Source organism: Pseudomonas sp. AM4(2022) (assembly GCF_036346515.1).
GTDB lineage: Bacteria > Pseudomonadota > Gammaproteobacteria > Pseudomonadales > Pseudomonadaceae > Aquipseudomonas > Aquipseudomonas paracarnis.
Genome location: NZ_JAOTNW010000006.1, coordinates 1 through 26,095 on the forward strand (window position 1 = coordinate 1; position 26,095 = coordinate 26,095).

Annotated in this window: 25 protein-coding genes; 19 read left to right on the plus strand and 6 right to left on the minus strand. The window is 60.8% G+C overall.

Features of this window, described 5'->3' with window-relative positions:
* Positions 1-73: 73 nt before the first annotated feature.
* Positions 74-304, minus strand: coding sequence for a 50S ribosomal protein L31 (gene rpmE / locus ODQ19_RS09785; RefSeq protein WP_014716575.1), 231 nt, complete (start codon positions 302-304; stop codon positions 74-76).
* A 449-nt stretch (positions 305-753) separates the two neighbouring features.
* On the opposite strand from rpmE, the gene ODQ19_RS09790 reads away from it, so the two are divergent.
* Positions 754-2,973 (plus strand): primosomal protein N', encoded by a 2,220-nt coding sequence (locus ODQ19_RS09790; protein WP_330209915.1) that lies wholly within the window; start codon positions 754-756, stop codon positions 2,971-2,973.
* A 54-nt stretch (positions 2,974-3,027) separates the two neighbouring features.
* On the opposite strand, the gene ODQ19_RS09795 is transcribed toward ODQ19_RS09790, so the two are convergent.
* On the minus strand, positions 3,028-3,228 hold the full coding sequence (locus ODQ19_RS09795; RefSeq protein WP_133298323.1) for a hypothetical protein: 201 nt from the start codon (positions 3,226-3,228) through the stop codon (positions 3,028-3,030).
* On the opposite strand from ODQ19_RS09795, the gene argS reads away from it, so the two are divergent.
* The 9 genes from argS (at position 3,196) to ODQ19_RS09840 (ending at position 13,691) form a co-directional block, all read left to right on the plus strand.
* Complete coding sequence (gene argS / locus ODQ19_RS09800) at positions 3,196-4,932, plus strand: arginine--tRNA ligase (protein ID WP_330209916.1); 1,737 nt, start codon at positions 3,196-3,198, stop codon at positions 4,930-4,932. The genes ODQ19_RS09795 and argS overlap by 33 nt on opposite strands.
* Before the next feature lies 1 nt (position 4,933).
* On the plus strand, positions 4,934-5,635 hold the full coding sequence (locus tag ODQ19_RS09805) for an SPOR domain-containing protein (protein ID WP_003187899.1): 702 nt from the start codon (positions 4,934-4,936) through the stop codon (positions 5,633-5,635).
* Between the two features lie 255 nt (positions 5,636-5,890).
* Positions 5,891-6,421, plus strand: coding sequence for an ATP-dependent protease subunit HslV (hslV, locus tag ODQ19_RS09810; RefSeq protein ID WP_003171209.1), 531 nt, complete (start codon positions 5,891-5,893; stop codon positions 6,419-6,421).
* A gap of 37 nt (positions 6,422-6,458) precedes the next feature.
* Positions 6,459-7,796 (plus strand): ATP-dependent protease ATPase subunit HslU, encoded by a 1,338-nt coding sequence (hslU, locus tag ODQ19_RS09815; protein ID WP_330209917.1) that lies wholly within the window; start codon positions 6,459-6,461, stop codon positions 7,794-7,796.
* 160 nt (positions 7,797-7,956) lie between these two features.
* Complete coding sequence (locus tag ODQ19_RS09820; protein ID WP_330209918.1) at positions 7,957-8,334, plus strand: DUF971 domain-containing protein; 378 nt, start codon at positions 7,957-7,959, stop codon at positions 8,332-8,334.
* 249 nt (positions 8,335-8,583) lie between these two features.
* Complete coding sequence (gene phaC, locus ODQ19_RS09825; protein ID WP_330209919.1) at positions 8,584-10,263, plus strand: class II poly(R)-hydroxyalkanoic acid synthase; 1,680 nt, start codon at positions 8,584-8,586, stop codon at positions 10,261-10,263.
* 161 nt (positions 10,264-10,424) lie between these two features.
* Positions 10,425-11,270: a poly(3-hydroxyalkanoate) depolymerase gene (gene phaZ / locus ODQ19_RS09830; RefSeq protein WP_330209920.1), complete on the plus strand. Its 846-nt coding sequence runs from the start codon at positions 10,425-10,427 to the stop codon at positions 11,268-11,270.
* A gap of 90 nt (positions 11,271-11,360) precedes the next feature.
* A complete protein-coding gene (gene phaC, locus ODQ19_RS09835; RefSeq protein ID WP_116666185.1) occupies positions 11,361-13,043 on the plus strand; it encodes a class II poly(R)-hydroxyalkanoic acid synthase in 1,683 nt (560 codons plus the stop codon).
* Between the two features lie 27 nt (positions 13,044-13,070).
* Positions 13,071-13,691 (plus strand): TetR/AcrR family transcriptional regulator, encoded by a 621-nt coding sequence (locus ODQ19_RS09840; RefSeq protein ID WP_330209921.1) that lies wholly within the window; start codon positions 13,071-13,073, stop codon positions 13,689-13,691.
* Between the two features lie 7 nt (positions 13,692-13,698).
* On the opposite strand, the gene ODQ19_RS09845 is transcribed toward ODQ19_RS09840, so the two are convergent.
* Positions 13,699-14,394, minus strand: a complete 696-nt coding sequence (locus ODQ19_RS09845; protein WP_442962734.1) for a response regulator — start codon at positions 14,392-14,394, stop codon at positions 13,699-13,701.
* 339 nt (positions 14,395-14,733) lie between these two features.
* On the opposite strand from ODQ19_RS09845, the gene ODQ19_RS09850 reads away from it, so the two are divergent.
* The 6 genes from ODQ19_RS09850 (at position 14,734) to ODQ19_RS09875 (ending at position 21,119) form a co-directional block, all read left to right on the plus strand.
* Positions 14,734-15,312, plus strand: coding sequence for a fimbrial protein (locus ODQ19_RS09850; RefSeq protein ID WP_330209922.1), 579 nt, complete (start codon positions 14,734-14,736; stop codon positions 15,310-15,312).
* Between the two features lie 54 nt (positions 15,313-15,366).
* A complete protein-coding gene (locus tag ODQ19_RS09855; protein WP_330209923.1) occupies positions 15,367-16,140 on the plus strand; it encodes a fimbrial biogenesis chaperone in 774 nt (257 codons plus the stop codon).
* A gap of 6 nt (positions 16,141-16,146) precedes the next feature.
* Entirely contained in the window at positions 16,147-16,905 is a 759-nt protein-coding gene (locus tag ODQ19_RS09860; RefSeq protein ID WP_330209924.1) for a fimbrial biogenesis chaperone, read from the plus strand.
* A 145-nt stretch (positions 16,906-17,050) separates the two neighbouring features.
* Positions 17,051-19,633 carry a fimbria/pilus outer membrane usher protein gene (locus ODQ19_RS09865; RefSeq protein WP_330209925.1) on the plus strand — a complete coding sequence of 861 codons (2,583 nt, stop codon included), beginning with the start codon at positions 17,051-17,053 and terminating at the stop codon, positions 19,631-19,633.
* Positions 19,633-20,586: a fimbrial protein gene (locus ODQ19_RS09870; RefSeq protein WP_330210053.1), complete on the plus strand. Its 954-nt coding sequence runs from the start codon at positions 19,633-19,635 to the stop codon at positions 20,584-20,586. The genes ODQ19_RS09865 and ODQ19_RS09870 overlap by 1 nt, the downstream gene beginning before the upstream one ends.
* A gap of 17 nt (positions 20,587-20,603) precedes the next feature.
* A complete protein-coding gene (locus tag ODQ19_RS09875) occupies positions 20,604-21,119 on the plus strand; it encodes a fimbrial protein (RefSeq protein WP_330209926.1) in 516 nt (171 codons plus the stop codon).
* A gap of 94 nt (positions 21,120-21,213) precedes the next feature.
* Here ODQ19_RS09875 and ODQ19_RS09880 read toward each other — a convergent pair whose 3' ends face one another.
* The 3 genes from ODQ19_RS09880 to ODQ19_RS09890 all read right to left on the minus strand — a co-directional run bounded on the left by ODQ19_RS09880 (position 21,214) and on the right by ODQ19_RS09890 (position 22,954).
* Entirely contained in the window at positions 21,214-22,140 is a 927-nt protein-coding gene (locus ODQ19_RS09880; RefSeq protein WP_330209927.1) for a phasin family protein, read from the minus strand.
* Positions 22,141-22,152: 12 nt separating this feature from the next.
* On the minus strand, positions 22,153-22,575 hold the full coding sequence (locus tag ODQ19_RS09885; RefSeq protein ID WP_073524680.1) for a phasin family protein: 423 nt from the start codon (positions 22,573-22,575) through the stop codon (positions 22,153-22,155).
* Positions 22,576-22,678: 103 nt separating this feature from the next.
* Complete coding sequence (locus ODQ19_RS09890; RefSeq protein ID WP_034125562.1) at positions 22,679-22,954, minus strand: polyhydroxyalkanoic acid system family protein; 276 nt, start codon at positions 22,952-22,954, stop codon at positions 22,679-22,681.
* 145 nt (positions 22,955-23,099) lie between these two features.
* On the opposite strand from ODQ19_RS09890, the gene ubiE reads away from it, so the two are divergent.
* From ubiE to ubiB, 3 genes are read left to right on the plus strand one after another with little or no spacing between them, the layout of a single operon-like run.
* Positions 23,100-23,870, plus strand: coding sequence for a bifunctional demethylmenaquinone methyltransferase/2-methoxy-6-polyprenyl-1,4-benzoquinol methylase UbiE (ubiE, locus tag ODQ19_RS09895; protein WP_003171186.1), 771 nt, complete (start codon positions 23,100-23,102; stop codon positions 23,868-23,870).
* Positions 23,870-24,493, plus strand: a complete 624-nt coding sequence (locus ODQ19_RS09900; RefSeq protein WP_034125561.1) for a ubiquinone biosynthesis accessory factor UbiJ — start codon at positions 23,870-23,872, stop codon at positions 24,491-24,493. The genes ubiE and ODQ19_RS09900 overlap by 1 nt, the downstream gene beginning before the upstream one ends.
* Positions 24,490-26,094: a ubiquinone biosynthesis regulatory protein kinase UbiB gene (gene ubiB / locus ODQ19_RS09905; protein ID WP_019820016.1), complete on the plus strand. Its 1,605-nt coding sequence runs from the start codon at positions 24,490-24,492 to the stop codon at positions 26,092-26,094. The genes ODQ19_RS09900 and ubiB overlap by 4 nt, the downstream gene beginning before the upstream one ends.
* Position 26,095: the final 1 nt, after the last annotated feature.

Genomic DNA, 26,095 nt, shown 5'->3' on the forward strand with positions numbered 1-26,095 from the left:
CCAGGCACAAAAAAGGCGCCCACGAGGGACGCCTTTTTCAACAGCAGGTAAAAGCCCATAAGGCTCTTGAACCTTACTCTGCTGGAGTAGCAGGCTTCTTGCCGAAAGCACCAAAGCGATCTGCGAAGCGCTGTACGCGGCCGCCGGTGTCCAGAGTTTTCTGCTTACCGGTGTAGAACGGGTGGCACTCGTTGCATACGTCAGTACCCAGTGGCTTGCACAGGTTCGAACGAGTTTCGAACTTGTTGCCGCAGCTGCAGGTGACTTGGATGGTTTCGTACGCTGGATGGATATCGGCTTTCATGGCACTTCCTCAGGCTAGCGTGCCGCCACTCGACACTATTGTCGAATACCGCACGTAATTAGGCCGCGGATTCTACCAGACCTTTTTAATCGCGCAAGCGGCGGTAATGGCCGAAAACTCCCTTTCATCAGAAATTCCTGGCATTGCGCCGTCGTGGGAGCCGGGCTTAGTCAGTTAAGCGGTCATCGCCTTCTGTAGGAGCGAGCTTGCTCGCGAAAGCGTCAACGAAAACGCGTGCTTGCTGAATGAACGCGGCGCCTGTGAGTTTATCGCGAGCAAGCTCGCTCCTACAAAAAAATCCTTAACTGCCTGGAATGAAGGCAAGCCAGCTCCCACAGAAGGCTGAGCCGTTCTGGAGATCCGATCCCAGTACTGGAGACGGGACACCCCTGGTCTGCTAGGCTCGCGCCCCTGCGCCACCGCTTGCCTTTATCGATGAGACTCCTCGCGTGCCCGACGCCATTTTGCGCCTAGCCCTGCCCTCGCCCCTGCGCCGCCTGTTCGATTACCGGGCCCCGCCCGGCGTGTCGCGTGCGCAGTTGCAGCCAGGCATGCGCGTGCGCGTGCCGTTCGGGCGCCGGGAAATGATCGGCATTCTGGTGGAAGTTACCGACCACAGCGAAGTGCCCGCCGAAAAGCTCAAGCCGGCAATTGCCCTGCTCGACGCCACGCCGCCGCTGCCGCCCGCGCTGTTCAAGCTGTGCCTGTGGACCGCGCAGTATTACCAACACAGCCTGGGCGATACCTTGAGCTGGGCGCTGCCGGTGCTGCTGCGCCAGGGCGAACTGGCCGAAGCTCGCCAGGAGCGTTTCTGGTCGATGGTGCCCGGCGCACGCCTTGACGACCCGCGCATCGCCCGCGCCCCACGTCAGCGTGAGGCCCTGGCCACCTTGGCACAGCACCCCCACGGCGTGGCCCATCAGCTATTAAGCAAACTGATGCTGAGCAAAGACAGCCTCGACCTGTTGCTGGCCAAGGGCCTGGTGCAGGTGGAAATCCGCAAGCACGCCCCGGACCCGCGCCACGAACACTGGCTGGCCCAGCCGGAGTTGCCGCTGAACCCCGAGCAACGCGCCGCGTATGAGGCGATTCGCGCCGGTTTCGACAGTTTCCACGCCTTCCTGCTGGCCGGCGTCACCGGCAGCGGCAAGACCGAAGTCTATTTGCAACTGATCCGCGAAACCCTGCAGGCCGGTAAGCAGGCACTGGTGCTGATTCCGGAGATCAACCTGGGCCCGCAGACTCTGGCGCGTTTCGAGCAGCGCTTCAACGCGCGCATCGCCCTGGTGCACTCCGCGGTCAATGACCGTGAGCGCCTGGAGTCGTGGCTCGCAGCGCGGGACGGCGAGGCCGACATCATTATCGGCACCCGTTCGGCGCTGTTCACCCCGATGAAAAACCCCGGGCTGATCATCATCGACGAGGAGCACGACGGCTCCTATAAACAGCAGGAAGGCCTGCGTTACCACGCCCGCGACCTGGCACTGGTGCGCGCACGCCAGGAAGACATCCCGATTGTGCTGGGCTCGGCCACGCCTTCCCTGGAAAGCCTGCACAACGCCTACACCGGCCGTTACGGGCTGCTGCGCCTGAACGAGCGTGCTGGCGGCGCCAAACAACCGCGCTTCCTGCGCCTGGACGTGAAAAGCCGCCCGTTGGACAGCGGCATTTCCGGTCCGATGCAACAGGCCATCGGCCAGACCCTCGCCGCGGGCCAGCAAGTATTGGTGTTCCTCAACCGCCGCGGCTTTGCGCCGACACTGCTGTGCCATGACTGCGGCTGGATGTCCGAATGCGAGCGCTGCGATGCGCGCATGACCGTGCACCAGCGCTACGGCGAATTGCGTTGCCATCACTGCGGCCATGTAGAGCGGGTGCCACGCCATTGCCCGCAGTGCGGCAAGGTGGACCTGCGGCCGGTGGGCGCCGGCACCGAGCGCGCCGAAGAGCGCCTGGGCATTCTGTTCCCGGATTACCCGGTGCTGCGGGTCGATCGCGACAGCACGTCGCGCAAAGATGCAATGAACCAGTTGTTTGCCACCATTCAGAAAGGCCAACCGTGCATTCTGATCGGCACGCAGATGCTCGCCAAAGGGCACCACTTCCCACGGGTGACCCTGGTGTCGATCCTGGACGCCGATGGCGGGCTGTTCTCCGGGGATTTTCGCGCCAGCGAACGCATGGCGCAGTTGATCGTGCAGGTGGCAGGACGCGCCGGGCGGGCCGAAGAGCCAGGTCGGGTGATTATCCAGACGCACCTGGCCGACCACCCGCTGCTGATTCAACTGACGGAGCAAGGCTACTTTGCTTTTGCCGAGCAAGCCTTGAGCGAACGCCGCGCCGCTGGCCTGCCGCCTTTTGCACACCTGGCGCTGTTGCGTGCCGAGGCCCACAAGCCCGGGCAGGCCGAAGGTTTTCTTGATGAAGCCTGCAGCACCGCCGAGCGTTTATTGGGCGAACTGGCCCTCAGTGGCATCGAGTTACTCGGCCCGGTGCCTGCGCCCATGGAGCGGCGCGCCGGGCGTTATCGGGCTCAGCTACTCTTGCAGGCAACTTCCCGCGCGCCACTGCATCGGCTATTAAGTCGCTGGATGCTTGAGCTGGAGCAACTGCCCAGCGGTCGGCAGGTGCGATGGTCGTTGGATGTAGACCCGGTAGATTTGTATTGATCCACCCACCACTGTAGGAGCGAGCTTGCTCGCGAAAAACTCAAGAACACCGCGTTAAATCAGGAAGCCCGCGTTATCGTTGACGATTTTCGCGAGCAAGCTCGCTCCTACAAAATGCTCCACAGGTCCGGAACGGTTGGCAAGCCCGCCCTCGCCACGGATAATGCCCAGTTTTTCCACCTGCGCATCGCGCGCCGCCGCTTGCGGTCGAAAGAGAACACCATGAAAGACACCATTCGCCAGCTGATCCAACAAGCCCTCACCCAACTCGTCAACGAAGGTGTGTTGCCTGAAGGCCTGTCGCCGGCGATCCAGGTGGAGAACACCCGCGACAAGACCCATGGCGACTTCGCCAGCAACATCGCGATGATGCTGTCCAAGCCAGCCGGCATGAAGCCACGTGACCTGGCAGAAAAAATCATCGCCGCGCTGCCGGCTGACGCCAGTGTCACCAAGGCCGAAATCGCCGGGCCAGGCTTTATCAACTTCTTCCAGAACACCCAGGCCCTGGCGTCGCGCCTGGATGCCGCCCTGGCCGATGCCCGCATCGGTGCACGCAAGGCCGGCGACAGCCAGCGCGTGGTCATTGACCTGTCGGCGCCGAACCTGGCCAAGGAAATGCACGTGGGCCACCTGCGCTCCACCATCATTGGCGACGGCGTGGCACGGGTGCTGGAATTCCTCGGCGACACCGTTATCCGCCAGAACCACGTGGGCGACTGGGGCACCCAGTTCGGCATGCTGATGGCCTATCTGCAGGAAAACCCGATCACCAGCAACGAGCTGGCCGACCTGGAAAACTTCTACCGCGCCGCCAAAAAGCGGTTTGACGAGTCTGAAGAGTTCGCCGACCGCGCACGGGGCCTGGTGGTCAAGCTGCAAGCCGGCGACCAAGAGTGCCTGGCGCTGTGGAACCGCTTCCGTGAAATTTCCCTGTCTCACTGCCAGGAAATCTACGAGCTGCTCAACGTGAAACTGACCATGGCCGACGTGATGGGCGAAAGCGCCTACAACGACGACCTGATCAACGTGGTCAACGACCTCAAGGCCAAGGGCCTGCTGGTCGAAAGCAACGGCGCCCAGTGCGTGTTCCTCGAAGAATTCAAGACCGCCGACGGCGAGCCGCTGCCGGTGATCATCGTCAAGGCCGATGGCGGCTACCTCTACGCCACCACTGACCTGGCCGCCGTGCGTTACCGCAGTGGCGTGCTCAAGGCTGACCGTGCGCTGTACTTCGTCGACCAGCGCCAGGCCCTGCACTTCCAGCAGGTGTTCGAAGTGGCGCGCCGCGCCGGTTTTGTCACCCACCCGATGCACATGGAACACATGGGCTTCGGCACCATGAACGGCGCCGATGGCCGCCCGTTCAAGACCCGTGACGGCGGCACCGTGAAGCTGATCGACCTGCTGACCGAAGCCCAGGAACGTGCCTACAACCTGGTGAAGGAAAAGAACCCGGAGCTGGCCGAGGCCGACCTGCGTAATATCGCCCGTGTGGTGGGCATTGGCGCGGTGAAATATGCCGACCTGTCCAAGCACCGCACCAGCGACTACAGCTTCAACTTCGACCTGATGCTCAACTTCGAAGGCAACACCGCGCCGTACCTGCTGTACGCCTACACCCGCGTGGCCGGGGTATTCCGCAAGCTGGGCAAGGACTTCAGCGAAGTCGAAGGCCAGATCGCGTTGGACGCCGCCCACGAACAGGAGCTGGCGGCCAAGCTCGCGCAATTTGGCGAAGTGCTCAACAGCGTTGGCGAAAAAGGCACACCGCACATCCTGTGCACCTATTTGTACGAAGTGGCCGGCCTGTTCTCCAGTTTCTACGAGAACTGCCCGATCCTGACCGCCGACGACGAAGCCCAGAAACAAAGTCGCCTGCGCCTTGCCGCATTGGCTGGACGCACCCTCAAGCAAGGCCTGGAACTCTTGGGCCTGGAAACTCTGGAGCGTATGTAAGTTGGCTGCCAAGAAAAAACCTGCACCCAAGCGCGGCGCCAGCCGCTACCAGGCCCCGGCGAAGCAACCGATTCCGGGTTGGTTGTGGATGGCCATCGGCCTTACGGTCGGCGCATTTATCGTGTTTCTGATGAAGCTGGAGCCCGGCCAGGGCGATGACGTCAAGCGCGTCAAACAGGAGCAGCAAAAGGCCACTAAAATCGCCGAAGCCAACAAGACCGCACCGAGCCCAACTGCACCGGTAAAGCCCAAGTACGACTTCTACACGCTGCTGCCGGAATCGGAAGTGATCGTGCCGCCTGACGCCGTGCCGGAAAAAACCTTGCCGACGCCTCAGGTGCCAACCACGCCGGTAACCCCAGCGGAAGCGGCGAAAATCGACACCGCGCGCGCCCAGGCCGCGCTGGCCGGCATCACGCCGCCGCCAGCACCGCCAGTGGCAGCCACCAAGGCCGCGCCGGTGACCAAGTTCTTCCTGCAAGCGGGCTCGTTCCCGAAACAGGCGGATGCGGACCGTGTACGCGCACAGATCATTCTGTTGGGCCAATCGGTATCGGTTGAGTCCGGCACGGTGAAGGACGCGACCTGGTATCGCGTATTGGTGGGGCCGTTCAGCAACCGCGAACAGCTGACCGTGGCGCAAAAGCAATTGGCCGGCGCCGGGTTTAGCAACCTGTTGTTACAACAACGCCAGAGCCGCTGACTCAGCAGCCAACACGGTATCAATGTGGGAGCTGGCTTGCCTGCGATAGCGGTGTAACAGTCCATGTTTCAGTGACTGACACACCGCTATCGCAGGCAAGCCGGCTCCCACTTTGGTTTACAGTGTGCTCAAGTGGGTGTTGAACCCATAGACACCACTCGTCCGCGCACCCGTCCTACGGTTGAAATCCCCCCCGCCACCCCCATATGAGTTCTCATCAGGGCATTTTCGCCCCGCTGCGTGGAGACTCTCCCCTTGACCACCATCGTTTCAGTACGTCGCCACGGCAAAGTTGTCATGGGCGGCGACGGCCAGGTTTCCCTGGGCAACACCGTGATGAAAGGCAACGCCAAGAAAGTGCGCCGCCTGTACCACGGCCAGGTGCTTGCCGGCTTCGCAGGCGCAACCGCCGACGCCTTTACCCTGTTCGAGCGTTTCGAAGGCCAGCTTGAGAAACACCAGGGCCACCTGGTGCGCGCCGCTGTCGAACTTGCCAAAGAATGGCGCACCGACCGCTCCCTCAGCCGCCTGGAGGCCATGCTCGCCGTTGCGAACAAAGACGCTTCGCTGATCATCACCGGCAACGGCGACGTGGTTGAGCCCGAGCATGGCCTGATCGCCATGGGTTCCGGTGGCGGCTACGCCCAGGCTGCGGCCAGCGCGCTGTTGAAGAAAACCGACCTGTCGGCCCGGGAAATCGTCGAGACCGCCCTGGGTATCGCTGGCGATATCTGCGTGTTCACCAACCATAACCAGACCATTGAGGAGCAGGACCTCGCCGAGTAAGCCCTGGGCTTATTCAGGCTTGAGGCCGCCAAACACTATGTCCATGACTCCCCGCGAAATCGTCCATGAACTCAACCGCCATATCATCGGCCAGGACGATGCCAAGCGCGCCGTTGCCATTGCGCTGCGTAACCGCTGGCGCCGGATGCAACTGCCGGAAGAACTGCGCGTTGAAGTAACGCCCAAGAACATCCTGATGATCGGCCCGACCGGTGTCGGTAAAACCGAGATCGCCCGGCGCCTGGCCAAATTGGCGAACGCACCGTTCATCAAAGTCGAAGCGACCAAGTTCACCGAAGTTGGCTATGTGGGCCGCGATGTCGAGTCGATCATTCGTGACCTGGCTGACGCCGCCTTGAAGATGCTGCGCGAACAGGAAGTAACCAAGGTCAGCCATCGCGCCGAAGACGCCGCTGAAGAGCGCATCCTCGACGCCCTGCTGCCACCGGCACGCATGGGTTTCAACGAAGACGCGGCTCCGGCTACTGATTCCAACACCCGCCAGCTGTTCCGCAAGCGCCTGCGTGAAGGCCAGTTGGATGACAAGGAAATCGAGATCGAAGTGGCCGAAGTGTCCGGCGTGGATATCTCTGCCCCGCCTGGCATGGAAGAAATGACCAGCCAGTTGCAGAACCTGTTCGCCAACATGGGCAAGGGCAAGAAGAAAAGCCGCAAGCTCAAGGTGAAAGAAGCCCTCAAGCTGGTGCGCGACGAAGAAGCCGGGCGCCTGGTCAATGAGGAAGAACTCAAGGCCAAGGCCCTGGAAGCGGTCGAGCAACATGGCATTGTGTTTATCGATGAGATCGACAAGGTCGCCAAGCGCGGTAATTCCGGCGGCGTGGATGTCTCCCGCGAAGGCGTGCAGCGCGATTTGCTGCCGCTGATCGAAGGTTGCACGGTCAACACCAAGCTGGGCATGGTCAAGACTGACCACATCCTGTTTATCACCTCCGGTGCCTTCCACCTGAGCAAGCCCAGCGACCTGGTGCCCGAGCTGCAAGGCCGCTTGCCGATCCGGGTGGAACTCAAGGCGCTGACGCCGGGCGACTTCGAGCGCATCCTCAGCGAGCCGCATGCCTCGCTCACCGAACAGTACCGCGAGCTGTTGAAAACCGAAGGGCTGGGTATCGAATTCCAGGCAGACGGAATCAAGCGCCTGGCGGAGATTGCCTGGCAGGTCAACGAGAAGACTGAAAATATCGGTGCCCGTCGCCTGCATACCTTGCTTGAGCGCCTGCTTGAGGAAGTATCCTTCAGCGCCGGCGACATGGCCGGTGCGCAGAATGGCGAAGCGATCAAGATCGATGCCGAGTATGTGAACAGCCACTTGGGCGAATTGGCACAGAACGAAGATCTGTCTCGTTATATCCTGTAAGCCTCACTCAATGTGAGAGTGGCTTGTGTGGGAGCTGGCTTGCCTGCGATAGCATCACCTCAGTGTTGCTGGAACATCGAGGTGCCTGCATCGCGGGCAAGCCCGGCTCCCACATTGGTCCCTCCCACAGTTTGGGCCGGCTCCTTCAGGGTTATCTCCAATGTCGAAATTTCCTACCGCAGTAAACCTGCACAAAACCTCCAACACCCTCGGCCTGACCTACGGGCCGGACGAAACCTACCAGTTGCCCGCCGAATTCCTGCGGGTGCACTCGCCTTCCGCCGAGGTCCAGGGCCACGGCAAACCCATCCTGCAATTCGGCAAGCTCAACGTCCGGTTGATCAAGCTGGAACCGGCCGGCCAGTACGCACTGAAATTGACCTTCGATGACGGCCATGACAGCGGACTGTTCACCTGGGACTACCTCTACCAGTTGGCCGTACGTCAGGACGCGCTATGGGCCGACTACCTGGCCGATCTCAAAGCGGCCGGAAAAACCCGCGACCCGAGTGAGTCGGTCGTGCGGCTGATGCTCTAGCACAGGCCTCTAGCTCTTTAGAGCGCATTTTCTAATTTCATCTGCTTGAATGCCCTGTCGCGCGGCCAATGATCGGCCCGCTTGCGAAAAAAAATAAACTCGGGTAACCAATGGAGCTGGCAAGTTCCCTGCATTTGACGATGCGGTATCAACGGTCACCCGGGTCGCAGTACCAGGCTGGTGTCGTGTATCGAAATTGGGTGCGCAGCAATCGCCGGTACTCGTCTTTCGGACAATGGAGCGTCGTAGATGAGTAACAAGAATAACGATGACTTGAAACGCCAGGCCTCGGAAAACACCCTGGGGCTGAACCCGATCATCGCGTTACGCAAAAAGGATTTACTGGCCTCGGCCAAGATGGTGCTGACCCAAGCCATCAAGCAACCGTTGCACAGCGTCAAGCACGTCGCCCACTTTGGCGTTGAGTTGAAGAACGTGATGTTCGGCAAATCCGCACTGGTGCCCGAGGGCGACGACCGTCGCTTCAACGACCCGGCCTGGAGCCAGAACCCGCTCTACAAACGTTATTTGCAGACTTACCTGGCGTGGCGCAAGGAACTTCACGACTGGATCGACGACAGCAACCTGTCGGCACAAGACATCAGCCGCGGCCACTTCGTGATCAACCTGATGACCGAAGCCATGGCCCCCACCAACAGCGCGGCCAACCCGGCGGCGGTCAAACGCTTCTTTGAAACCGGCGGTAAAAGCCTGCTCGACGGTTTGTCCCACCTGGCCAAGGACATGGTGCACAACGGCGGTATGCCGAGCCAGGTCAACATGGGCGCTTTTGAGGTCGGCAAGACCCTGGGCACCAGCGAAGGCGCGGTGGTGTTTCGCAACGATGTGCTGGAGCTGATCCAGTACAAGCCCATCACCGAGCAAGTGCACGAGCGCCCACTGCTGGTGGTGCCGCCGCAGATCAACAAATTCTACGTATTCGACCTGTGCCCGGAAAAGAGCCTGGCACGGTTCTGCCTGCGCAATGGCCAGCAGACGTTTATCGTCAGTTGGCGCAACCCCACCAAGGCCCAGCGCGAGTGGGGGCTGTCCACTTATATTGAGGCGCTGAAGGAAGCGGTCGATGTGGTCACGGCAATTACCGGCAGCAAGGACGTGAATATGCTCGGCGCCTGCTCCGGTGGCATCACCTGCACCGCACTGCTGGGCCACTACGCGGCGCTGGGCGAGAAGAAGGTCAACGCCCTGACCCTGCTGGTGAGCGTGCTGGACACCACCCTGGACACCCAGGTGGCGCTGTTTGTCGATGAGCAGACCCTGGAAGCAGCCAAGCGGCACTCCTATCAGGCCGGCGTGCTGGAAGGCCGCGACATGGCCAAGGTCTTTGCCTGGATGCGCCCCAACGACCTGATCTGGAACTATTGGGTCAACAACTACCTGCTGGGCAACGAACCGCCAGTGTTCGATATCCTGTTCTGGAACAACGACACCACACGCTTGCCGGCCGCGTTCCATGGCGACCTGATCGAACTGTTCAAGAACAACCCACTGGTACGCGCCAACGCCCTGGAAGTGTGCGGCACGCCCATCGACCTCAAGCAGGTCACCGCTGATATCTACTCCCTGGCCGGCACCAACGACCACATCACGCCGTGGCAGTCCTGCTACAAGTCAGCGCAGTTGTTCGGTGGCAAGGTCGAGTTTGTGCTGTCCAGCAGTGGGCATATCCAGAGCATCCTCAACCCGCCGGGCAACCCCAAGGCGCGCTACCAGACCAGCGAGGGCTTGGCCGGCAACGCGCTGGAATGGCAGGAAAATGCGACCAAGCACACCGACTCGTGGTGGCTGCATTGGCAGGTGTGGCAGGCGGAGCGGGCGGGGAAACTGAAAAAAGCCCCGACGACATTAGGTAATAAAACCTATGCCGCCGCCGAAGCGGCGCCGGGTACCTATGTACATGAACGCTAGGCATTTTTTGTAATTGAAATGAGTTCAGATGTGGGAGCGGGCTTGCTCGCGAATGCGGTGTATCAGTATCAGATGTGCCAACTGAAATACCGCATTCGCGAGCAAGCCCGCTCCCACATTTTTGATCGCATTCCGGCTGTAACACTTCACAGGGCTTGAGCATGGCGCAACCGTTCATCTTCCGTACCATCGACCTGGATGGCCAGGCCATCCGCACGGCGGTACGCCCGGGCAAGCCGCACTTGACCCCGCTGCTGATCTTCAACGGCATCGGCGCCAACCTTGAGCTGGTGTTTCCGTTCGTCCAGGCCCTGGACCCGGACCTGGAAGTGATCGCCTTCGACGTGCCCGGCGTGGGCGGTTCCTCGACGCCGAACCGGCCCTATCGTTTCCCCGGCCTGGCCAAGCTGACCGCCCGCATGCTCGATTACCTGGACTACGGCCAAGTGAACGCCGTGGGTGTGTCCTGGGGCGGAGCGCTGGCCCAGCAATTTGCCTATGACTACCCCGAGCGCTGCAAGAAATTGATCCTGGCGGCCACCGCAGCCGGGGCCTTCATGGTGCCGGGCAAACCGAAGGTCTTGTGGCTGATGGCAAGCCCCAGGCGTTATATCCAGCCGTCCCACGTGGTGCGCATTGCGCCCATGATTTATGGCGGCTCGTTCCGCCGTGATTCCAAACTGGCCGCCGAGCACGCCAGCAAAGTGCGCTCGGCCGGCAAGCTGGGCTACTACTGGCAGCTGTTCGCGGGGCTTGGCTGGACCAGCATTCATTGGCTGCACAAGATCCGCCAGCCCACCCTGGTGCTGGCCGGGGACGATGACCCGCTGATCCCGCTGGTCAACATGCGCATGCTCGCCTGGCGCATCCCCAATGCACAGTTGCACATCATCGATGACGGCCACCTGTTCCTGATCACCCGGGCCGAAGCCGTAGCGCCGATCATCATGAAGTTTCTGGAGGAGGAGCGCCTGCGCGCCGTGATACATCCGCGACCGGCGGTGTGAAGGACCACACCACCGCGCAACTTGCCAGGAACCGACTATGGTTCTGGATTGGCGTGCCTGCTTGATGACTTGACGAAGGAGTGTTGGCTCATGCGAGAAAGACCCGTGACGAACCCGGCGCCCACCCCCGCTGCGTTCATCAACGCGCAAAATGCGATCACCGGCCTGCGCGGCCGGGACTTGCTGTCGACCCTGCGTACCGTCGCCGCGCACGGCCTGCGCAACCCGGTGCACACCGCCCGCCACGCCCTGGCCCTGGGCGGCCAACTGGGCCGCGTGCTGCTGGGTGAGAGCGTGCACGAACCCAACCCCAGGGACCATCGCTTCAGCGACCCCACCTGGAAGCTCAACCCGCTGTACCGGCGCAGCTTGCAAGCCTATCTGAGCTGGCAAAAACAGACACGGCAGTGGATCGACGACAGCACCCTCAGTGATGATGATCGCGCCCGCGCGCAGTTCGCCTTCGCCCTGCTCAACGACGCCGTCTCCCCTTCCAACACCCTGCTCAACCCGCTGGCGATCAAGGAGTTGCTCAACTCCGGCGGCAACAGCGTGGTGCGCGGCGTGAGTAACCTGTTCGAAGACCTCCTGCACAACAACGGTTTGCCGCGCCAGGTCAGCAAGCACGCCTTCGAAGTCGGCAAGACGGTGGCGACCACGCCCGGTTCGGTAGTGTTTCGCAACGAACTGCTGGAGCTGATCCAGTACAAGCCCATGAGCGAAAAACAGTACGCCAAGCCGCTGCTGGTGGTGCCGCCGCAAATCAACAAGTACTACATCTTCGACCTCAGCCCGGCCAACAGCTTTGTGCAATATGCCCTTAAAAATGGCCTGCAAACCTTCATGATCAGTTGGCGCAACCCGGACGTGCGCCATCGGGAATGGGGCCTGTCCACCTACGTGGCGGCGTTGGAGGAGGCACTGAATGTCTGCCGGGCCATCACCGGCGCCCGCGAGGTCAACCTGATGGGCGCCTGCGCCGGTGGCCTGACCATCGCCGCCCTGCAAGGCCACCTGCAAGCCAAGCGCCAGCTGCGGCGCATCTCCAGCGCCAGTTACCTGGTGAGCCTGCTGGACAGCCAGATCGACAGCCCCGCGACGTTGTTCGCCGATGAACAAACCCTGGAAGCCGCCAAGCGCCGCTCCTACCAGCAAGGTGTGCTGGATGGCCGCGACATGGCCAAGGTGTTTGCCTGGATGCGCCCCAACGACCTGATCTGGAATTACTGGATCAACAATTACCTGCTAGGCAAGGAACCGCCGGCGTTCGACATCCTGTACTGGAACAACGACAACACGCGCCTGCCCGCCGCCTTGCACGGCGACCTGCTGGATTTCTTCAAGCACAACCCCCTGAGCCATCCCGGTGGGCTGGAGGTATGCGGCACGCCCATCGACTTGCGCAAGGTCTCGGTGGACAGCTTCAGCGTGGCCGGCATCAACGACCACATCACGCCGTGGGACGCGGTGTACCGCTCCACTCAACTGCTGGGTGGCGAGCGGCGCTTTGTGCTGTCCAACAGCGGGCATATCCAGAGCATCCTCAACCCGCCGGGCAACCCCAAGGCCAACTACGTCGAGAACCTCAAGCTGAGCAGTGACCCGCGTGCCTGGTACTACGACGCCCGGCATGTCGAAGGCAGCTGGTGGCCGCAGTGGCTGGAATGGGTACAACAACGCTCCGGGGTACAACGCGAAACACTTACCGCACTGGGCAACCAGAACTACCCACCGATGGAAGCAGCGCCAGGCACTTATGTGCGGGTGCGTTGAGCTCAACGATCACATTAAGAAGACTGGATGAAGACCCGCGACCGTATCCTTGAGTGTGCCTTGCAGTTGTTCAACCACAAGGGCGAACCGAACGTATCGACCATGGAGGTGGCCAATGAAATGGGGATCAGCCCCGGCAACCTCTACTACCACTTCCATGGCAAGGAGCCTTTGGTGCTGGGGCTGTTCGAGCGCTTTCAATGCGAGTTGGCGCCACTGCTCGATCCTCCCGCCGATGCGCAACTGGAGGCCGAGGATTACTGGCTGTTCCTGCACCTGATTGTCGAGCGCATGGCCCACTACCGGTTCCTGTTCCAGGACCTGTCGAACCTGGCCGGGCGCCTGCCGAAGCTGGCCAAGGGGATTCGCAACCTGCTCACGGCGCTCAAGCGCACCCTGGCCTCATTGTTAGCGCGGTTGAAAGCCGCGGGGCAACTGGTCAGTGACACCCAGGCACTGGGACAGTTGGTGGAACAGATCACCATGACTCTGCTGTTTTCCCTGGATTACCAGCGCGTACTGGACCGTGAAGGCGAAGTGCGAGTGGTGGTGTACCAAGTCATGATGCTGGTCGCGCCACATCTGGCGTCACCCGCACGCCAGGCCACCGAACGCTGGGCCTTGCGCTACCTGGATGATCCGCTTTAACCGGTGCTTACTCAGGCCCGCCGAACTGCTGAATGAATTTGAAAAGTTCACTGTCATTGCGCACGCCCAACTTCCGATAAGCCGATTGTTTCTGCGTACTGATAGTACTTGCACTGCGGGAAAACTTTGCCGCAATCGAATTGACCGACATGCCATCGAGAAAACAACGTAATACTTCCCGCTCTTTAGGTGTTAGGCCGGTATTCAGTGACAGCGCTGTTGAAACATCGATTGTCGACTTCAGGGTACCGATATCGAATGCCGACTGCCTACCCTGCAATGTCGCCACCATACAAGATTGCACATAAAGCCGTCCCTGAGCGACGGTTCGGATAGCCGTGACCAGCTCGGTCAGGTTCTGAGTCTTGCCCAGAATTCCCCAACACCCGGCCTTGAGCGCCAGCGAGACAGTGGCGGGCGAATAGTCCGAAGACACGATTAACGCCCGGCATTGCCGGAAACGCCTGACCAGCGACTGGAGCAGGCTGAGGCCATCGATGTCCGAGGGCGCCAGCACAAAGTCCATGACCACCACGTCTACCGGCCTCAGGGCCAGCGCCTCCAGTAGTTGCCGGCCCGTGCCATAGGAGCCGACGACTTCAATGTCGGCTTCGGCTTTCAAACTTAACTCGATACCTTGGCGAACCATTTCATGGTCATCGAGCAGCATGACGGTAAAGATCGCGGCTGATGAAATTGGCATAACGGCCCCCGCATGAATCAATGCAGTACTGCTCGCTATAACCCAGCCTGATGCAGGATTCAATAAGCGGACATAACAGGACTACATTAACTTACAGAAACTTCCGACAGAAACAGCTGAGGGATACTTCTCAAGAAAAATAAGCCTCTAAAAAAAATTAAATAAAACAATACGATTTCGAACAATCACGAACTTAGATTCGATCCTTCTCTATAGAGTCAATTCACTTTTAGATACAAATTATGCCTACCCGCCATGCCGAAGAAATTCGACTAGAACCACGGGCATTGCGCCTGAAGCTGCGGTGGGCAACTTCAATAATCCAAGATCGGGAACATAATGAACGCCAACTTTCTATCTTCCGTTGCAACCGCGCTGGCCTTGAGCGCCGCTGTGTCGCCCTCGGCGTACGCTGCCGATGGTGTGATCAATTTCAGTGGCCTGGTGACCGATGTGACCTGCACCGTCGAAGGCGCGGCACCGGGCACGGGCGCCGTGGTCAAGGACGTGAACCTGGGTGGCGTCTCCGCTGCACGCTTGGCTACGGCGGGCAGCCGCGCCAACCTGACCGGTTTCACCATTCGCATCGGCGCACCGGGTGAGGGCAGTTGCACCAACGGGCGTACCGCCATGGTTGCCTTCGACCCGACCAGCCCGGCTATCGACGTGGCCACAGGCCGCTTGAACATCGATGGCTATGACGATCCGTCCGACACCACCAATGCCAAGAACGTACAGGTAGAAGTCACTAGTCGTAGCGGCACGCCCATCAATGTGTACACGGAGAAATCCGAAGGCGTGGTGATCGCCGATAACCAGGCCACCATCCCATTGGCTGCACAGCTGTACGCCAGCGGCCCGGCTACCGAAGGCAAGGTCAATACCCGCGTCGGATTCATGATCGAGTACGCCGAGTAAAGCGCGAGCGGGCCTGCGCAAGCAGGCTTCTCCCTGAGAAGAAGAGACCAGACGATGAACATCAAGGCCCGTCTTACATTTGCCGCCTGTGTGTCTGGTGCGATGCTGCTGTGCACGCTGACCGCCGACGCAGGCGTCATTATCCACGGCACACGGGTGATCTACCCTGCCGAACGGCAGGAGGTGATCGTGCGCCTTGAAAACAAAGGGACCCGCCCGGCATTGGTACAAACCTGGCTGGACGATGGCGACCGGTACTCGACAGCTGCCACCGCAAAAGCGCCGCTGAGTACGTCCCCTCCGATCTTTCGTATTGAGCCGCACCAGCAACAGGCGCTACGTCTGCGCTACTCGCGTGAGCCTTTGCCTGCCGATCGCGAAAGCCTGTTCTGGCTGAATGTACTGGAAGTGCCGCCGAGTGCCACAAAAGGTGAAGAAAACAACCAGATCGAATTGGCGTTCCGCACCCGTTTGCGCGTATTCGTGCGCCCACAAGCGTTGCCCTATCCGGTGGCAAGCGCAGCATCCAAACTGCAATGGCAACTGGTCTCCCAGGACCACGGCTATGCCCTGCAAGCCACCAACCCGACGCCTTACCACATCTCGCTCGCTTCCATCGAATTGCTCAGCGCCGGCCAGCGCTTTGCCAAAGCGCCGAATCAGAACGCCAACGACAGCCTGTTGCTGCCGGCCGGTGACGTAAAACGCTTTGCGTTGCCACTACTGCGTGAGTGCCCGCGTGCGCCGGCCAAGGTTGAGTTCACCAGTGTCAGCGACTTCGGTGCCCGCGTGCGGCACTCGGCGGCGCTGCCCGCGTGCACGGGGTAAACCATCATGAATGCACTTTCGGTTGTGGCGCAGACCACGTTGCTGGCCTTCACGCTGCTGGGCGCAACGGCGCTACAGGCGAGCGTGGTCATCAACAGCACGCGTGTGGTTTATCCGCAAAACGACAAAGAGGTCACGGTCAGGCTGGAAAGCAAGAACCAGGCACCGGTACTGGTCCAGACCTGGCTGGACAATGGCGATGAACAGTCGACGCCGGACGTGAGCGGCATTCCTTTTGTGGTGACCCCGCCGATCTTTCGCATGGAACCAGGCAAGCAACAGGTGGTGCGCGTGGCCTATACCGGCGAACCCTTGCCAACGGCACAGGAAAGCCTGTTCTGGTTCAACCTGCTGGAGGTGCCCTCACAGTCCCCGGGCGCGCAACAGGGCAATCAACTGCAGTTGGCATTCCGCTCGCGGATCAAGCTGTTCTACCGCCCGCAAAACCTTGCGTACGGGGTCGAAGCCGCGCCCGGAAAACTGCAATGGCGACGCGTGTCGAGCGCCCAGGGCCAGGGCCTGGAAGTGTTCAACCCAACGCCCTATCACGTGACCTTCGAAGCCGTCGATGTGCTGGATTCCGGGCAACGGCACGCACGCAAACCCGCGTCTTCAGGCAGCGAGAACATGGTACTGCCCGGTGGCCGCATTCGCTTTGAGCTGCCCACGCTCAAGTCTGCGGCCAATGCCGCCGCCACCGTGGAGTTCCAGACGCTTGATGACTTTGGCGTGAAGGTCGCCCACAGCGCCAAGGTCCCGCCATGACCGCCAAGGTACCCGACCTTCCAGCGTAGCGCGCCCTGAGCGGCGCCTTCCACGCTCCCCTTTCTTTATGTCGATGCCCATGGATTCGGGTAGGGATTCCCTACGCCGAGAGTTGGCTGACACCTGCTTTTCGAGAACGCTGAACATGAGTTTCAACACGCCAGCCGGCGTAAAATATGGCCCCCCGGCACGTCATCGCTTCAAGCTGACCGTGCACAGCCTGCTGCTGATCTGCGGCACTCATACTCTCTGCGCCCACAGTGCCGAGCAAGTGGAGTTCAACCCGGCCTTTTTTCCCGGTGCCAAGACGGGCCTGCAGGTCGATATCACCAAGTTCAACCAGGGCAACATCATCCTGCCCGGCAGTTACCGCGCCGATGTACATCTGAACGGCCAGTGGATCGGCCGTGAAACCCTGTCCTTCTCCAAAATCGCAGGCCAGGACACCGCGCAATTGTGCCTGGAGCGCCAGGCATTGCTCAGGTTTGGCATCACCGTCGATAGCATCGAGGCCGCCACCCTTTCCAACTGTGCCGACATCGCCAGCTACCTGCCCGGCGCCAGCAGCCAGTTCGACTCGGGCGAAAGTCGCCTGGACCTGCAAATTCCGCAGATTTATCTGGCCCGCCAGCCACGCGGCTATGTTGACCCGCAACATTGGGATGGCGGCGTGACTGCCGCGTTTGTGCGTTACAACGCCAACACCTTCACCACGCGGACCAACGGGCGCACCCTGGGCTCCAGCTACCTGGGCCTCAATACCGGGCTCAACCTGGGCGACTGGCACTGGCGCCACAATGGCAGCTACAGCCGTACCCATACCGCGTCGGACTATCAAAGCAGCGCCACGTATGTGCAGCGGGATTTGAGCGCCTTGAAGTCCCAGTTGATGCTTGGCGAAATCTATACCCCCGGCGAACTGTTCGACAGCGTGCGCCTGCGCGGCGCCAGCCTGTCCAGCGATGACCGGATGTTGCCCGACTCGCTGACCGGCTTTGCTCCGGTGGTGCGCGGCGTTGCCGAGACCAACGCACGGGTCACTGTGCGCCAGCGCGGCGTGCTGCTGGATGAAGTTTCGGTGGCGCCCGGCCCGTTCGTGCTCAAGGACCTGTTCCCCACCGGTTACGGCGGCGACCTGAACGTCACTGTGACCGAAGCCGATGGCCGTACCCGCGAGTTCATCGTCCCCTTTGCCGCCAACGCCCACCTGCTGCGCCCCGGCTACAGCCGTTACTCGTTGAGTGCCGGGCTGCTCGATGAAATCGGCCTGCACCATCCGCCCAGAGTGATGCAGGCCACCTACCAACACGGCCTGAGCAATTTGCTGACCGGTTATACCGGCGCCGTGATAGGCGAGGACTACCGCTCGCAGTTACTGGGTGCTGCGTTCAACACGCCGTTCGGTGCACTGTCGCTGGACGTGACCCAGTCCAACGCCCATCTGCCTGGGCATGGCTCACGCGATGGGCAAAGCGCACAGCTGCGCTACAGCAAGAATTTCGCCACCACCGGTACTCATTTCGCCCTGGGCGCCTACCGCTATTCCACCGAAGGCTTCTTGAGCGTGAGCGATGCGGCGCACATCCGCGACCTCGCCCTGGACGGGCTCAAGCTTGACCGTGTGTCGCGCCTGCGCGACCGGATGGACATCAGCCTCAATCAAAGCGTGGGCGACGGCTCGGTATACCTCACCGGTTCCTCGCAAAACTATTGGAACCGCAACCATGGCAACCTGACATTCACCGCCGGCTACAGCGGTGCATGGAAGGGGCTGCACTACACCGTCAGTGCACAGCGCACCCGTGACTTGCTGAGTGAGCGCGTCGACAAGCAGTTGGATTTCACCGTGAGCTTGCCCCTGGGCAGCGGTGCACGTACGCCGACCTTGACCACCACTGCCTACCGAGGCGATCGGAGCGGCGGCGAGCGTATAAGCCTGGGCGGCACGCTCGGCGAGCGCAATGAGTTGAGTTACGGCGTCAGCAGCAGCCGCGCCCAAGGCAGCGGCTACGCCACCAGCGCCGATATGAAATACCAGACATCACAGGGCGTGCTATCGGCAAGCTACGGGCAGAGCAACGCCTACCAGTCGACCTCCGTGGGCATGACCGGCGGCGTGGTCGCCCATCGTGGCGGCGTCACCTTTGCGCCGGAACTGGGCGACACCATCGGCCTCGTCCAGGCACCCGACGCCTTGGGCGCACGGATCAACGGTAACCACAGCGCCCAGATCGGCAAAAGCGGTTATGCCGTGGTGCCCCATCTCACACCTTACCGCCAGAACGTGGTCGAGTTGGACCCCAAGGAACTGTCCGTCGATGTAGAGCTCAAGAGCGCCGCGCAGAACGTGGCCCCCCGGGCGGGCTCGGTGGTGCGGTTGCAGTTCGAGACTATCAGCGGCCAGGCCCTGTTGATCAGCGCAGAGCGTGAGGATGGTAGCCCACTGCCGTTCGGGGCGGATGTATTCGATGAGGACGGCGCGAGCGTCGGCATTGTCGGGCAGGGAGCAAAAGCGTTCGTGCGCGTGTCGCGCGCCAGCGGGCAACTGACCGTCAAGTGGGGGCCCAATGACGAGGCTTCATGCCGGCTCCACTACGACAGCGGCACGCAACCCGGTGCCCTCAGCACTCAGCGCTTGCGCCATCTGAATGCAGGTAAATGCCAGGACAACGTGCCCAGTACCGCACGCCCTGTCGATAAACGCTCGATGACTGTACGGAGTTCATGATGATGCCCTCGCTTAGCCCCTTCTGCGCACTGCTGATACTTGGCCTGCCGATCATTGCCCAAGCGGAGTGTGATAGCTACATGAACTCTGAACACGGCCTGTCCCTGCCGACCACCATTACAGTACCGGCCGACCTGCCCGTGGGGGGCGTCATTACCCAGCAGCCTTTCAGCGGCGTCGCTCCCGGGCGGTTCATGAATTGCACCAGCTTGACCCTGCTACAGGTCACCGGGCGCTACACACGAACGCAAGAAAGCTTCATCTATCCGACCGAAGCACCCGGTGTCGGCATCCGCATAAGTATTACCGACGCGCGCCCATGGACCAGCTTTTACGCCATAAGCAGCTTCGTTGGGCACCTTCCCAGCGGAAAACAACCCATTTTCACCAGCGCCGAGGCAACCTTCTACAAAATCGGGCCAATAAAAAATGGCTACATACCGGCGGGAAACATCTACAACTACCGAATGATGACGCGCATCGGGCAACGCCTGGGCAACTTTCAACTGCTGCTCAACAACTCGGTCACCTTTGTCAGCCCTGTCGCCACCTGCGACCTCGCAGCCGGTGACATAAACCGCACTATCACGCTCGACCCCGTGCCGGTCAGCGCATTCAACAATGCCCCTCTGGCCGGCGCACGTGACTTCGAGCTGACCGCCAATTGCAATGACGCCACCGCCGTCACGTTTCGCTTTTCAGGCTCGCCGGCGCCCGGCAACACCCTGCTTTTTGCCAATACCGGCACGGCACGCGGCGTCGCACTGTGGCTGGCTTCACGCATTGACGGCGTGACCCGCCCCCTCCCTGCCAATGGCAGCGACAACGAACGCACGCTGGTTGTTTCCGGTAACCGGGCGGTGCTGCCGCTCAGCGCTGCGTATCACAAAAACGGCACTGTCGGCCAAGGCACGCTAACCAGCACCGCCACGGTCAACATCACCTACAACTGAAACCCTGAGGACTCATGATGCGTCTACCTACACTGCCCCTGCTATTGGCAATCACCGCAAGCATGGGTGCCCCCGCCGCACTCGCTGCCGCTACGGGCACCCTGACATTCCAAGGCGTGGTCAATGCCGGCACCTGCAATCTCAACGCTGGCGATGTGAACCGCACGATTACCTTGCCACCGGTCAAAGTAGCGGACTTCGACAGTGCCGACTCAGCAGGAGAACACGATTTCGAGCTTGCCGCCGACTGCGACTCTGACGTCAAGAACGTGATCTTCCAATTCGCTGGCACACCCTCCGCAGGCAACGCAGAGCTCTTTGCCAATACGGGAACTTCGGGCGGCACCGCTCTTTGGCTGGCCAGCGCAGGCATCATCCCCGCCAACGGTACTGAGGCCCAGCGTAGCCGTACGGTTGCCACGAGCAGCAGCAAGGCGGTACTTCCACTCAAAGCGGCTTACCACAAAACCGGCGAGGCGATTTCCCACGGCACGCTGGCCAGTGCCGTCACCGTTTCGATCACTTATAACTGATGGGCTGGGTGTAGCGCCTCGCGACGCCTGATTGTTGCGGACCATAAAAAATGCCCGACCTTCATAGGCCGGGCATTTTTCTGTCCCGCAAAAATCAGGACTGACTGGATGGCGTCGGGGTTACCGGCGTTGCCGTGGGGGTAGCAGCGGTGGGCGGCGGCGCGGACACCGAATTGGCTGCAGAAGCAGTCGGAGCCGGCTTGGCCGCCACGGCAGGCTTTGGCGCTGCTGGCTTTTTCGCCGCCGCAGGCTTTTTGGCCACCGCAGGTTTTGCCGCAGGTTTCGCTGCTGCTGGTTTGGCGGCGGATTTTGCCGCAGCGGGTTTGGCGGCAGGTTTTGCGGCAGGTTTTGCAGCGGACTTGGCAGCAGCCGGTTTAGCCGCAGGTTTCGCTGCTACTTTCGCGGCTACTGGCTTGGCAGCAGGCTTGCTGGCCGGCTTGGCGGCAGCGGTTTTAGCCGCTGGCTTGGCCGCAGGTTTCGCAGCGGCTTTGGCTGGCGCTTTGGCAGCGGGTTTTGCAGCCGGCTTGGCGGCGGCTTTAACCAGAGGCTTGGCGGCAGTTTTCGCGGCGGGTTTTGCAGCGGCTGTTTTAGCCGCAGGCTTGGCCGCGGCGGTCTTGGCGGGAACCGCTTTGGCGCCGGTCAGTTTTTCAATTTGCCTGGTCAAGGTATCGACCTTGCTGTGCAGCGTCTTCAATTCAGCCTTGCTGGGTACGCCCAGTCGTGAAATAGCACTATTGAGGCGCTTGTCGAAGGTTTCTTCCAACTTGCTCCAGGTGTCAGAAATGCTCGACTTGGCGGAACCGGCAGTTGCCTTGGCCGCGTCCACTTTTTTACCGACTGTGCTCTTGGTCAACTTCTCGGCCTTCTCGCCGTCCTTGACCAGAGTCTCGAAGTATTTACCGCCGTCACTGCTAACCTTCGAGTACACGCCTAAACCAGCAAGCCAGATTTTGCGGGAATATTTTTCAACTTCCCCGACCCACGAGCTGCCTTCTTTCTGAGTAGTCTTTTTAACAGCCATCCCGATGTCTCCTTAGTGTTTACGCGCGACACGTTCGAGCAATGCCGTCAGCTCTTCGAGCTTAGCAGAGAGTGTCTCCACGTCATGTTTAGACGCAATGCCGATTCGATTCAAGGCACTTGCAACACGCGTGTCAAAAGCTTTTTCAACTTTATCCAGCTGAACTTCAACCAAGCCCCTGACGCCGGAGACGTTACTCTTTACTTGATCAATCTGACTGTTGGCGGCATCAAGTTGTTCAACTACAACTTTTTTACCTTTACTTTCAACACGTTGGCCGCTTCTAACGAGTTCCTTGAAGTACTCGCCGCCCTCGCTGCCGACCTTGGCGTAGGCGCCAAGACCCGCCAGCCAGATCTTGCGGGCATAGCTTTTAACCTCACTCAAGGGGGTGGTCTGAACGTCGATTTTTTTCTTCAAAATAACTTTGGCCATGGTGCACCTCACACAGAATTGGGTGGCGGACGGCCCGCAAGAGTTGAGGGCTGGGGCACAAAGTAGGGTTTAAAATTAGAATCGGCACCCTAAGCCAGCCGTATCAGGCAAGGGCCTTATCCAGGGCTTTTTCGATTTCGGACTTGATCGTGCCACTCATGGCCGACATCAACAGGCCAAGTTCCACATCAATGCGCAGCGAATCATCGGCCACCAACACCGTGCCTTTAACCCCGGAGCGCTTGAGCTTCAGGGTGTCGCCAGCCCATGAAGACTCCACGCCATATTTATCCTCGAGTTTGCGCGCCAATTGCTCAGCCTTGGCCCGCGCCTGTTCTTTTCCCAGGGTATGTTCACGCTCAACGGTAATACGGGCCATTGCAATGACTCCTCTTTATAACGACTCAGAACACCCGCCATGCGGCAAAAGGTCTCGATGAGCGCCTATCTTACCTGCAGCCTTGCCAAGACAAAGTAGGCCTTGGGGATTATCATGTCCCGCATTCTCTTTTGGTGACAGCGATATGACTGATCAGCGCAAAGGCAGCGATGCCGAACCCACCACTCACTTCGGCTTCAAGAACGTCCCGGAAAGCCAGAAAGCGGAAAAAGTCGCTGAGGTGTTCCACTCCGTGGCGGCCAAGTACGACCTGATGAACGACGTGCTCTCCGGCGGCATGCACCGCCTGTGGAAGCGCTTCACCATCGAGTTGTCGGGCGTACGCACCGGCAACCGGGTGCTGGACATCGCCGGGGGCACGGGCGACCTGGCCGCCAAGTTCTCCAAACTGGTCGGCCCCACCGGTCAGGTGGTTTTGGCCGATATCAACGGTTCGATGCTCAAGGTCGGCCGCGATCGCCTGCTCGACAAAGGTGTGGCCGGCAATATCGAGTTCGTCCAGGCCGACGCCGAGAAGCTGCCGTTCCCCGACAACCATTTCGACTGCGTGACCATCGCCTTCGGTCTGCGCAACGTCACTCACAAGGAGGACGCGATCCGCTCGATGCTGCGCGTCCTCAAGCCGGGGGGCCGTCTGCTGGTGCTGGAATTCTCCAAGCCGACCAACGCGCTGATGTCCAAGGTCTACGACACTTACTCGTTCGCCTTCATGCCTCTGATGGGCAAGCTGATCACCAATGACGCCGAAAGCTACCGCTACCTGGCCGAATCGATCCGCATGCACCCGGACCAGGAAACCCTGAAGTCGATGATGGTGGAGGCCGGTTTCGACCGCGTGACCTACCACAACATGACGTCCGGCATCGTCGCCCTGCACCGCGGCATCAAGCCCTGATGCTGCTGCAAGGTCTTCTCGCCAGCGTCGAGCACGGCCTCAACCGTGTACTGCGCCTGGACAGCACCGCCCTAGCGCGGCTCGCGCACCTGACCGGCAAAGTCATTGCCGTCGACTGCCGCAGCCCCGCCGTGCAGCTGTTTATCCTGCCCAGCGATGAAGGCCTGCTGCTCGCCACTCAATGGGCCGCTGAGGCCGATTGCACCCTGCGTGCACCAGCCTCAAGCCTGCTGCACCTGGCACTGAGCCGCAACAAAACCGCCATCCTCCACAGCCCCGAGGTGGAGCTGGAAGGCGACAGCGCGGTGCTGATGGACCTGGCCGCCGTGCTGCAAGACCTGGAGCTGGACTGGGAATACGAACTGTCGCGCTGGATTGGCCCCGTCGCCACCCAGTTGATCAGCGGGCACCTGCGCAGCCGCTCGCGCTGGTACCAGCAAGGGTTCGCCAGCCTCAACCAGAACCTTGCCGAATACCTGAGCGAAGAATCGCGCACCCTGGTCGGGCAACGGGAAGCGCAAGCGCGCTTTCGCGAGCTCGACAAGGCCAAAATCGACCTGGAACGCCTCGAGGCCCGCTTCGAGCGCTTGAGCCGTTCCCTTGATCCAAGCGATAACGCATGAAGCTGCTCGCCGTCCGCCGTTTGTTTCGTATCCAGCGCGTCGTAATCCGCTACCGTCTCGATGACCTGCTGTTTGCCCTGCCTTTACCATGGTTCCTGCTGGCAGTGCGTTACGTGCTGCCGTGGCGCTGGTTGCCGCGCAAACCGTCGCCGTTGAGCCGTGGCGCCAGCCTGCGCCTGGCGTTGCAGGATTTGGGGCCTATCTTCATCAAGTTCGGGCAAATCCTCTCCACCCGCCGCGACCTGTTGCCCGAAGACATCGCCGACGAACTGATGCTACTGCAAGACCGCGTGCCGCCGTTCGATTCACAGCAGTCGATGGCGCTGATCGAAGAACAGCTGGGCCAGAAGATCAGCGAGGTGTTCAGCCGCTTCGACGTCGAGCCCCTGGCCTCGGCGTCAGTGGCGCAAGTGCACGCCGCGCAACTCAAGACCGGCGAAGAAGTGGTGGTGAAAGTCATTCGCCCAGGCCTCAAGCCGATCATCGGCCAAGACCTGGCGTGGCTGTTCATCCTGGCCCGCGCGGCCGAACGCTTTTCCGCCGACGCGCGCCTGCTGCACCCGGTGGATGTGGTCGCCGACTACGAAAAAACCATCTACGACGAACTCGACCTGCTGCGCGAAGCGGCCAATGCCAGCCAATTGCGACGCAACTTCGAAGGCTCGCAACTGCTGTACGTGCCGCAGGTGTATTGGGACTGGTGCCGGCCCAAAGTGCTGGTGATGGAGCGCATCTACGGCGTGCAGGTCACCGACCTTGCGACCCTGGCCGACCAGCGCACCGACATGAAGATGCTGGCCGAGCGCGGTGTGGAAATCTTCTTCACCCAAGTGTTCCGCGACAGTTTCTTCCACGCCGACATGCACCCGGGCAACATCTTCGTCAGCACCGTCAACCCGTGGAGCCCGCAGTACATCGCCATCGACTGCGGCATCGTCGGCAGCCTCACGCCCGAAGACCAGGATTACCTGGCGCGCAACCTGTTTGCCTTCTTCAAGCGCGACTATCGTCGAGTGGCGCAGTTGCACATTGATTCGGGTTGGGTGCCGGCGGAAACCAAGCTCAACGAATTCGAGGCGGCTATCCGTACCGTCTGCGAGCCGATCTTTGAAAAACCGTTAAAAGATATTTCCTTCGGTCAGGTACTGATGCGTCTGTTCCAGACCGCGCGGCGCTTCAATATGGAAGTACAACCGCAGTTGGTGTTGTTGCAGAAGACCCTGCTGAACATCGAAGGCCTGGGCCGCCAGCTGTACCCGGACCTCGACTTGTGGAACACCGCGCAACCCTTCCTGGAACGCTGGATGCGCGAGCGCATGAGCCCCAAAACCATGCTGGGCAACCTGCACAGCCAGTTCGAACAGCTGCCGCACCTGGCTAACATGACCCGCGACCTGCTGGAGCGCATGTCCCAGCCCCACGCCAAGGACCCTGAGCCACCGTGGCGCAAGCGCAAGGACGACTGGTTCCTGCGCCTGCTCGGCGCGGCGCACCTGGTGGGCGGCGTGATGCTGGCGATTGGTGGGCCATTGAACCAGCTGGGCCATTGGCCAGCGGGCATCATGGTCGCCGTGGGTGTTTATCTGATCGTGCGTCGATAGC

What these genes read in the sequence shown, in the direction of transcription:
- rpmE (WP_014716575.1), bottom strand. Translation starts at nt 304, where the DNA reads ATGAAAGCCGATATCCATCCAGCGTACGAAACCATCCAAGTCACCTGC.
- argS (WP_330209916.1), top strand. Translation starts at nt 3,196, where the DNA reads ATGAAAGACACCATTCGCCAGCTGATCCAACAAGCCCTCACCCAACTC.
- hslU (WP_330209917.1), top strand. Translation starts at nt 6,459, where the DNA reads ATGTCCATGACTCCCCGCGAAATCGTCCATGAACTCAACCGCCATATC.
- ODQ19_RS09820 (WP_330209918.1), top strand. Translation starts at nt 7,957, where the DNA reads ATGTCGAAATTTCCTACCGCAGTAAACCTGCACAAAACCTCCAACACC.
- phaC (WP_330209919.1), top strand. Translation starts at nt 8,584, where the DNA reads ATGAGTAACAAGAATAACGATGACTTGAAACGCCAGGCCTCGGAAAAC.
- phaZ (WP_330209920.1), top strand. Translation starts at nt 10,425, where the DNA reads ATGGCGCAACCGTTCATCTTCCGTACCATCGACCTGGATGGCCAGGCC.
- phaC (WP_116666185.1), top strand. Translation starts at nt 11,361, where the DNA reads ATGCGAGAAAGACCCGTGACGAACCCGGCGCCCACCCCCGCTGCGTTC.
- ODQ19_RS09840 (WP_330209921.1), top strand. Translation starts at nt 13,071, where the DNA reads ATGAAGACCCGCGACCGTATCCTTGAGTGTGCCTTGCAGTTGTTCAAC.
- ODQ19_RS09845 (WP_442962734.1), bottom strand. Translation starts at nt 14,394, where the DNA reads ATGCCAATTTCATCAGCCGCGATCTTTACCGTCATGCTGCTCGATGAC.
- ODQ19_RS09850 (WP_330209922.1), top strand. Translation starts at nt 14,734, where the DNA reads ATGAACGCCAACTTTCTATCTTCCGTTGCAACCGCGCTGGCCTTGAGC.
- ODQ19_RS09855 (WP_330209923.1), top strand. Translation starts at nt 15,367, where the DNA reads ATGAACATCAAGGCCCGTCTTACATTTGCCGCCTGTGTGTCTGGTGCG.
- ODQ19_RS09860 (WP_330209924.1), top strand. Translation starts at nt 16,147, where the DNA reads ATGAATGCACTTTCGGTTGTGGCGCAGACCACGTTGCTGGCCTTCACG.
- ODQ19_RS09865 (WP_330209925.1), top strand. Translation starts at nt 17,051, where the DNA reads ATGAGTTTCAACACGCCAGCCGGCGTAAAATATGGCCCCCCGGCACGT.
- ODQ19_RS09870 (WP_330210053.1), top strand. Translation starts at nt 19,633, where the DNA reads ATGATGCCCTCGCTTAGCCCCTTCTGCGCACTGCTGATACTTGGCCTG.
- ODQ19_RS09875 (WP_330209926.1), top strand. Translation starts at nt 20,604, where the DNA reads ATGCGTCTACCTACACTGCCCCTGCTATTGGCAATCACCGCAAGCATG.
- ODQ19_RS09880 (WP_330209927.1), bottom strand. Translation starts at nt 22,140, where the DNA reads ATGGCTGTTAAAAAGACTACTCAGAAAGAAGGCAGCTCGTGGGTCGGG.
- ODQ19_RS09885 (WP_073524680.1), bottom strand. Translation starts at nt 22,575, where the DNA reads ATGGCCAAAGTTATTTTGAAGAAAAAAATCGACGTTCAGACCACCCCC.
- ODQ19_RS09890 (WP_034125562.1), bottom strand. Translation starts at nt 22,954, where the DNA reads ATGGCCCGTATTACCGTTGAGCGTGAACATACCCTGGGAAAAGAACAG.
- ubiE (WP_003171186.1), top strand. Translation starts at nt 23,100, where the DNA reads ATGACTGATCAGCGCAAAGGCAGCGATGCCGAACCCACCACTCACTTC.
- ODQ19_RS09900 (WP_034125561.1), top strand. Translation starts at nt 23,870, where the DNA reads ATGCTGCTGCAAGGTCTTCTCGCCAGCGTCGAGCACGGCCTCAACCGT.
- ubiB (WP_019820016.1), top strand. Translation starts at nt 24,490, where the DNA reads ATGAAGCTGCTCGCCGTCCGCCGTTTGTTTCGTATCCAGCGCGTCGTA.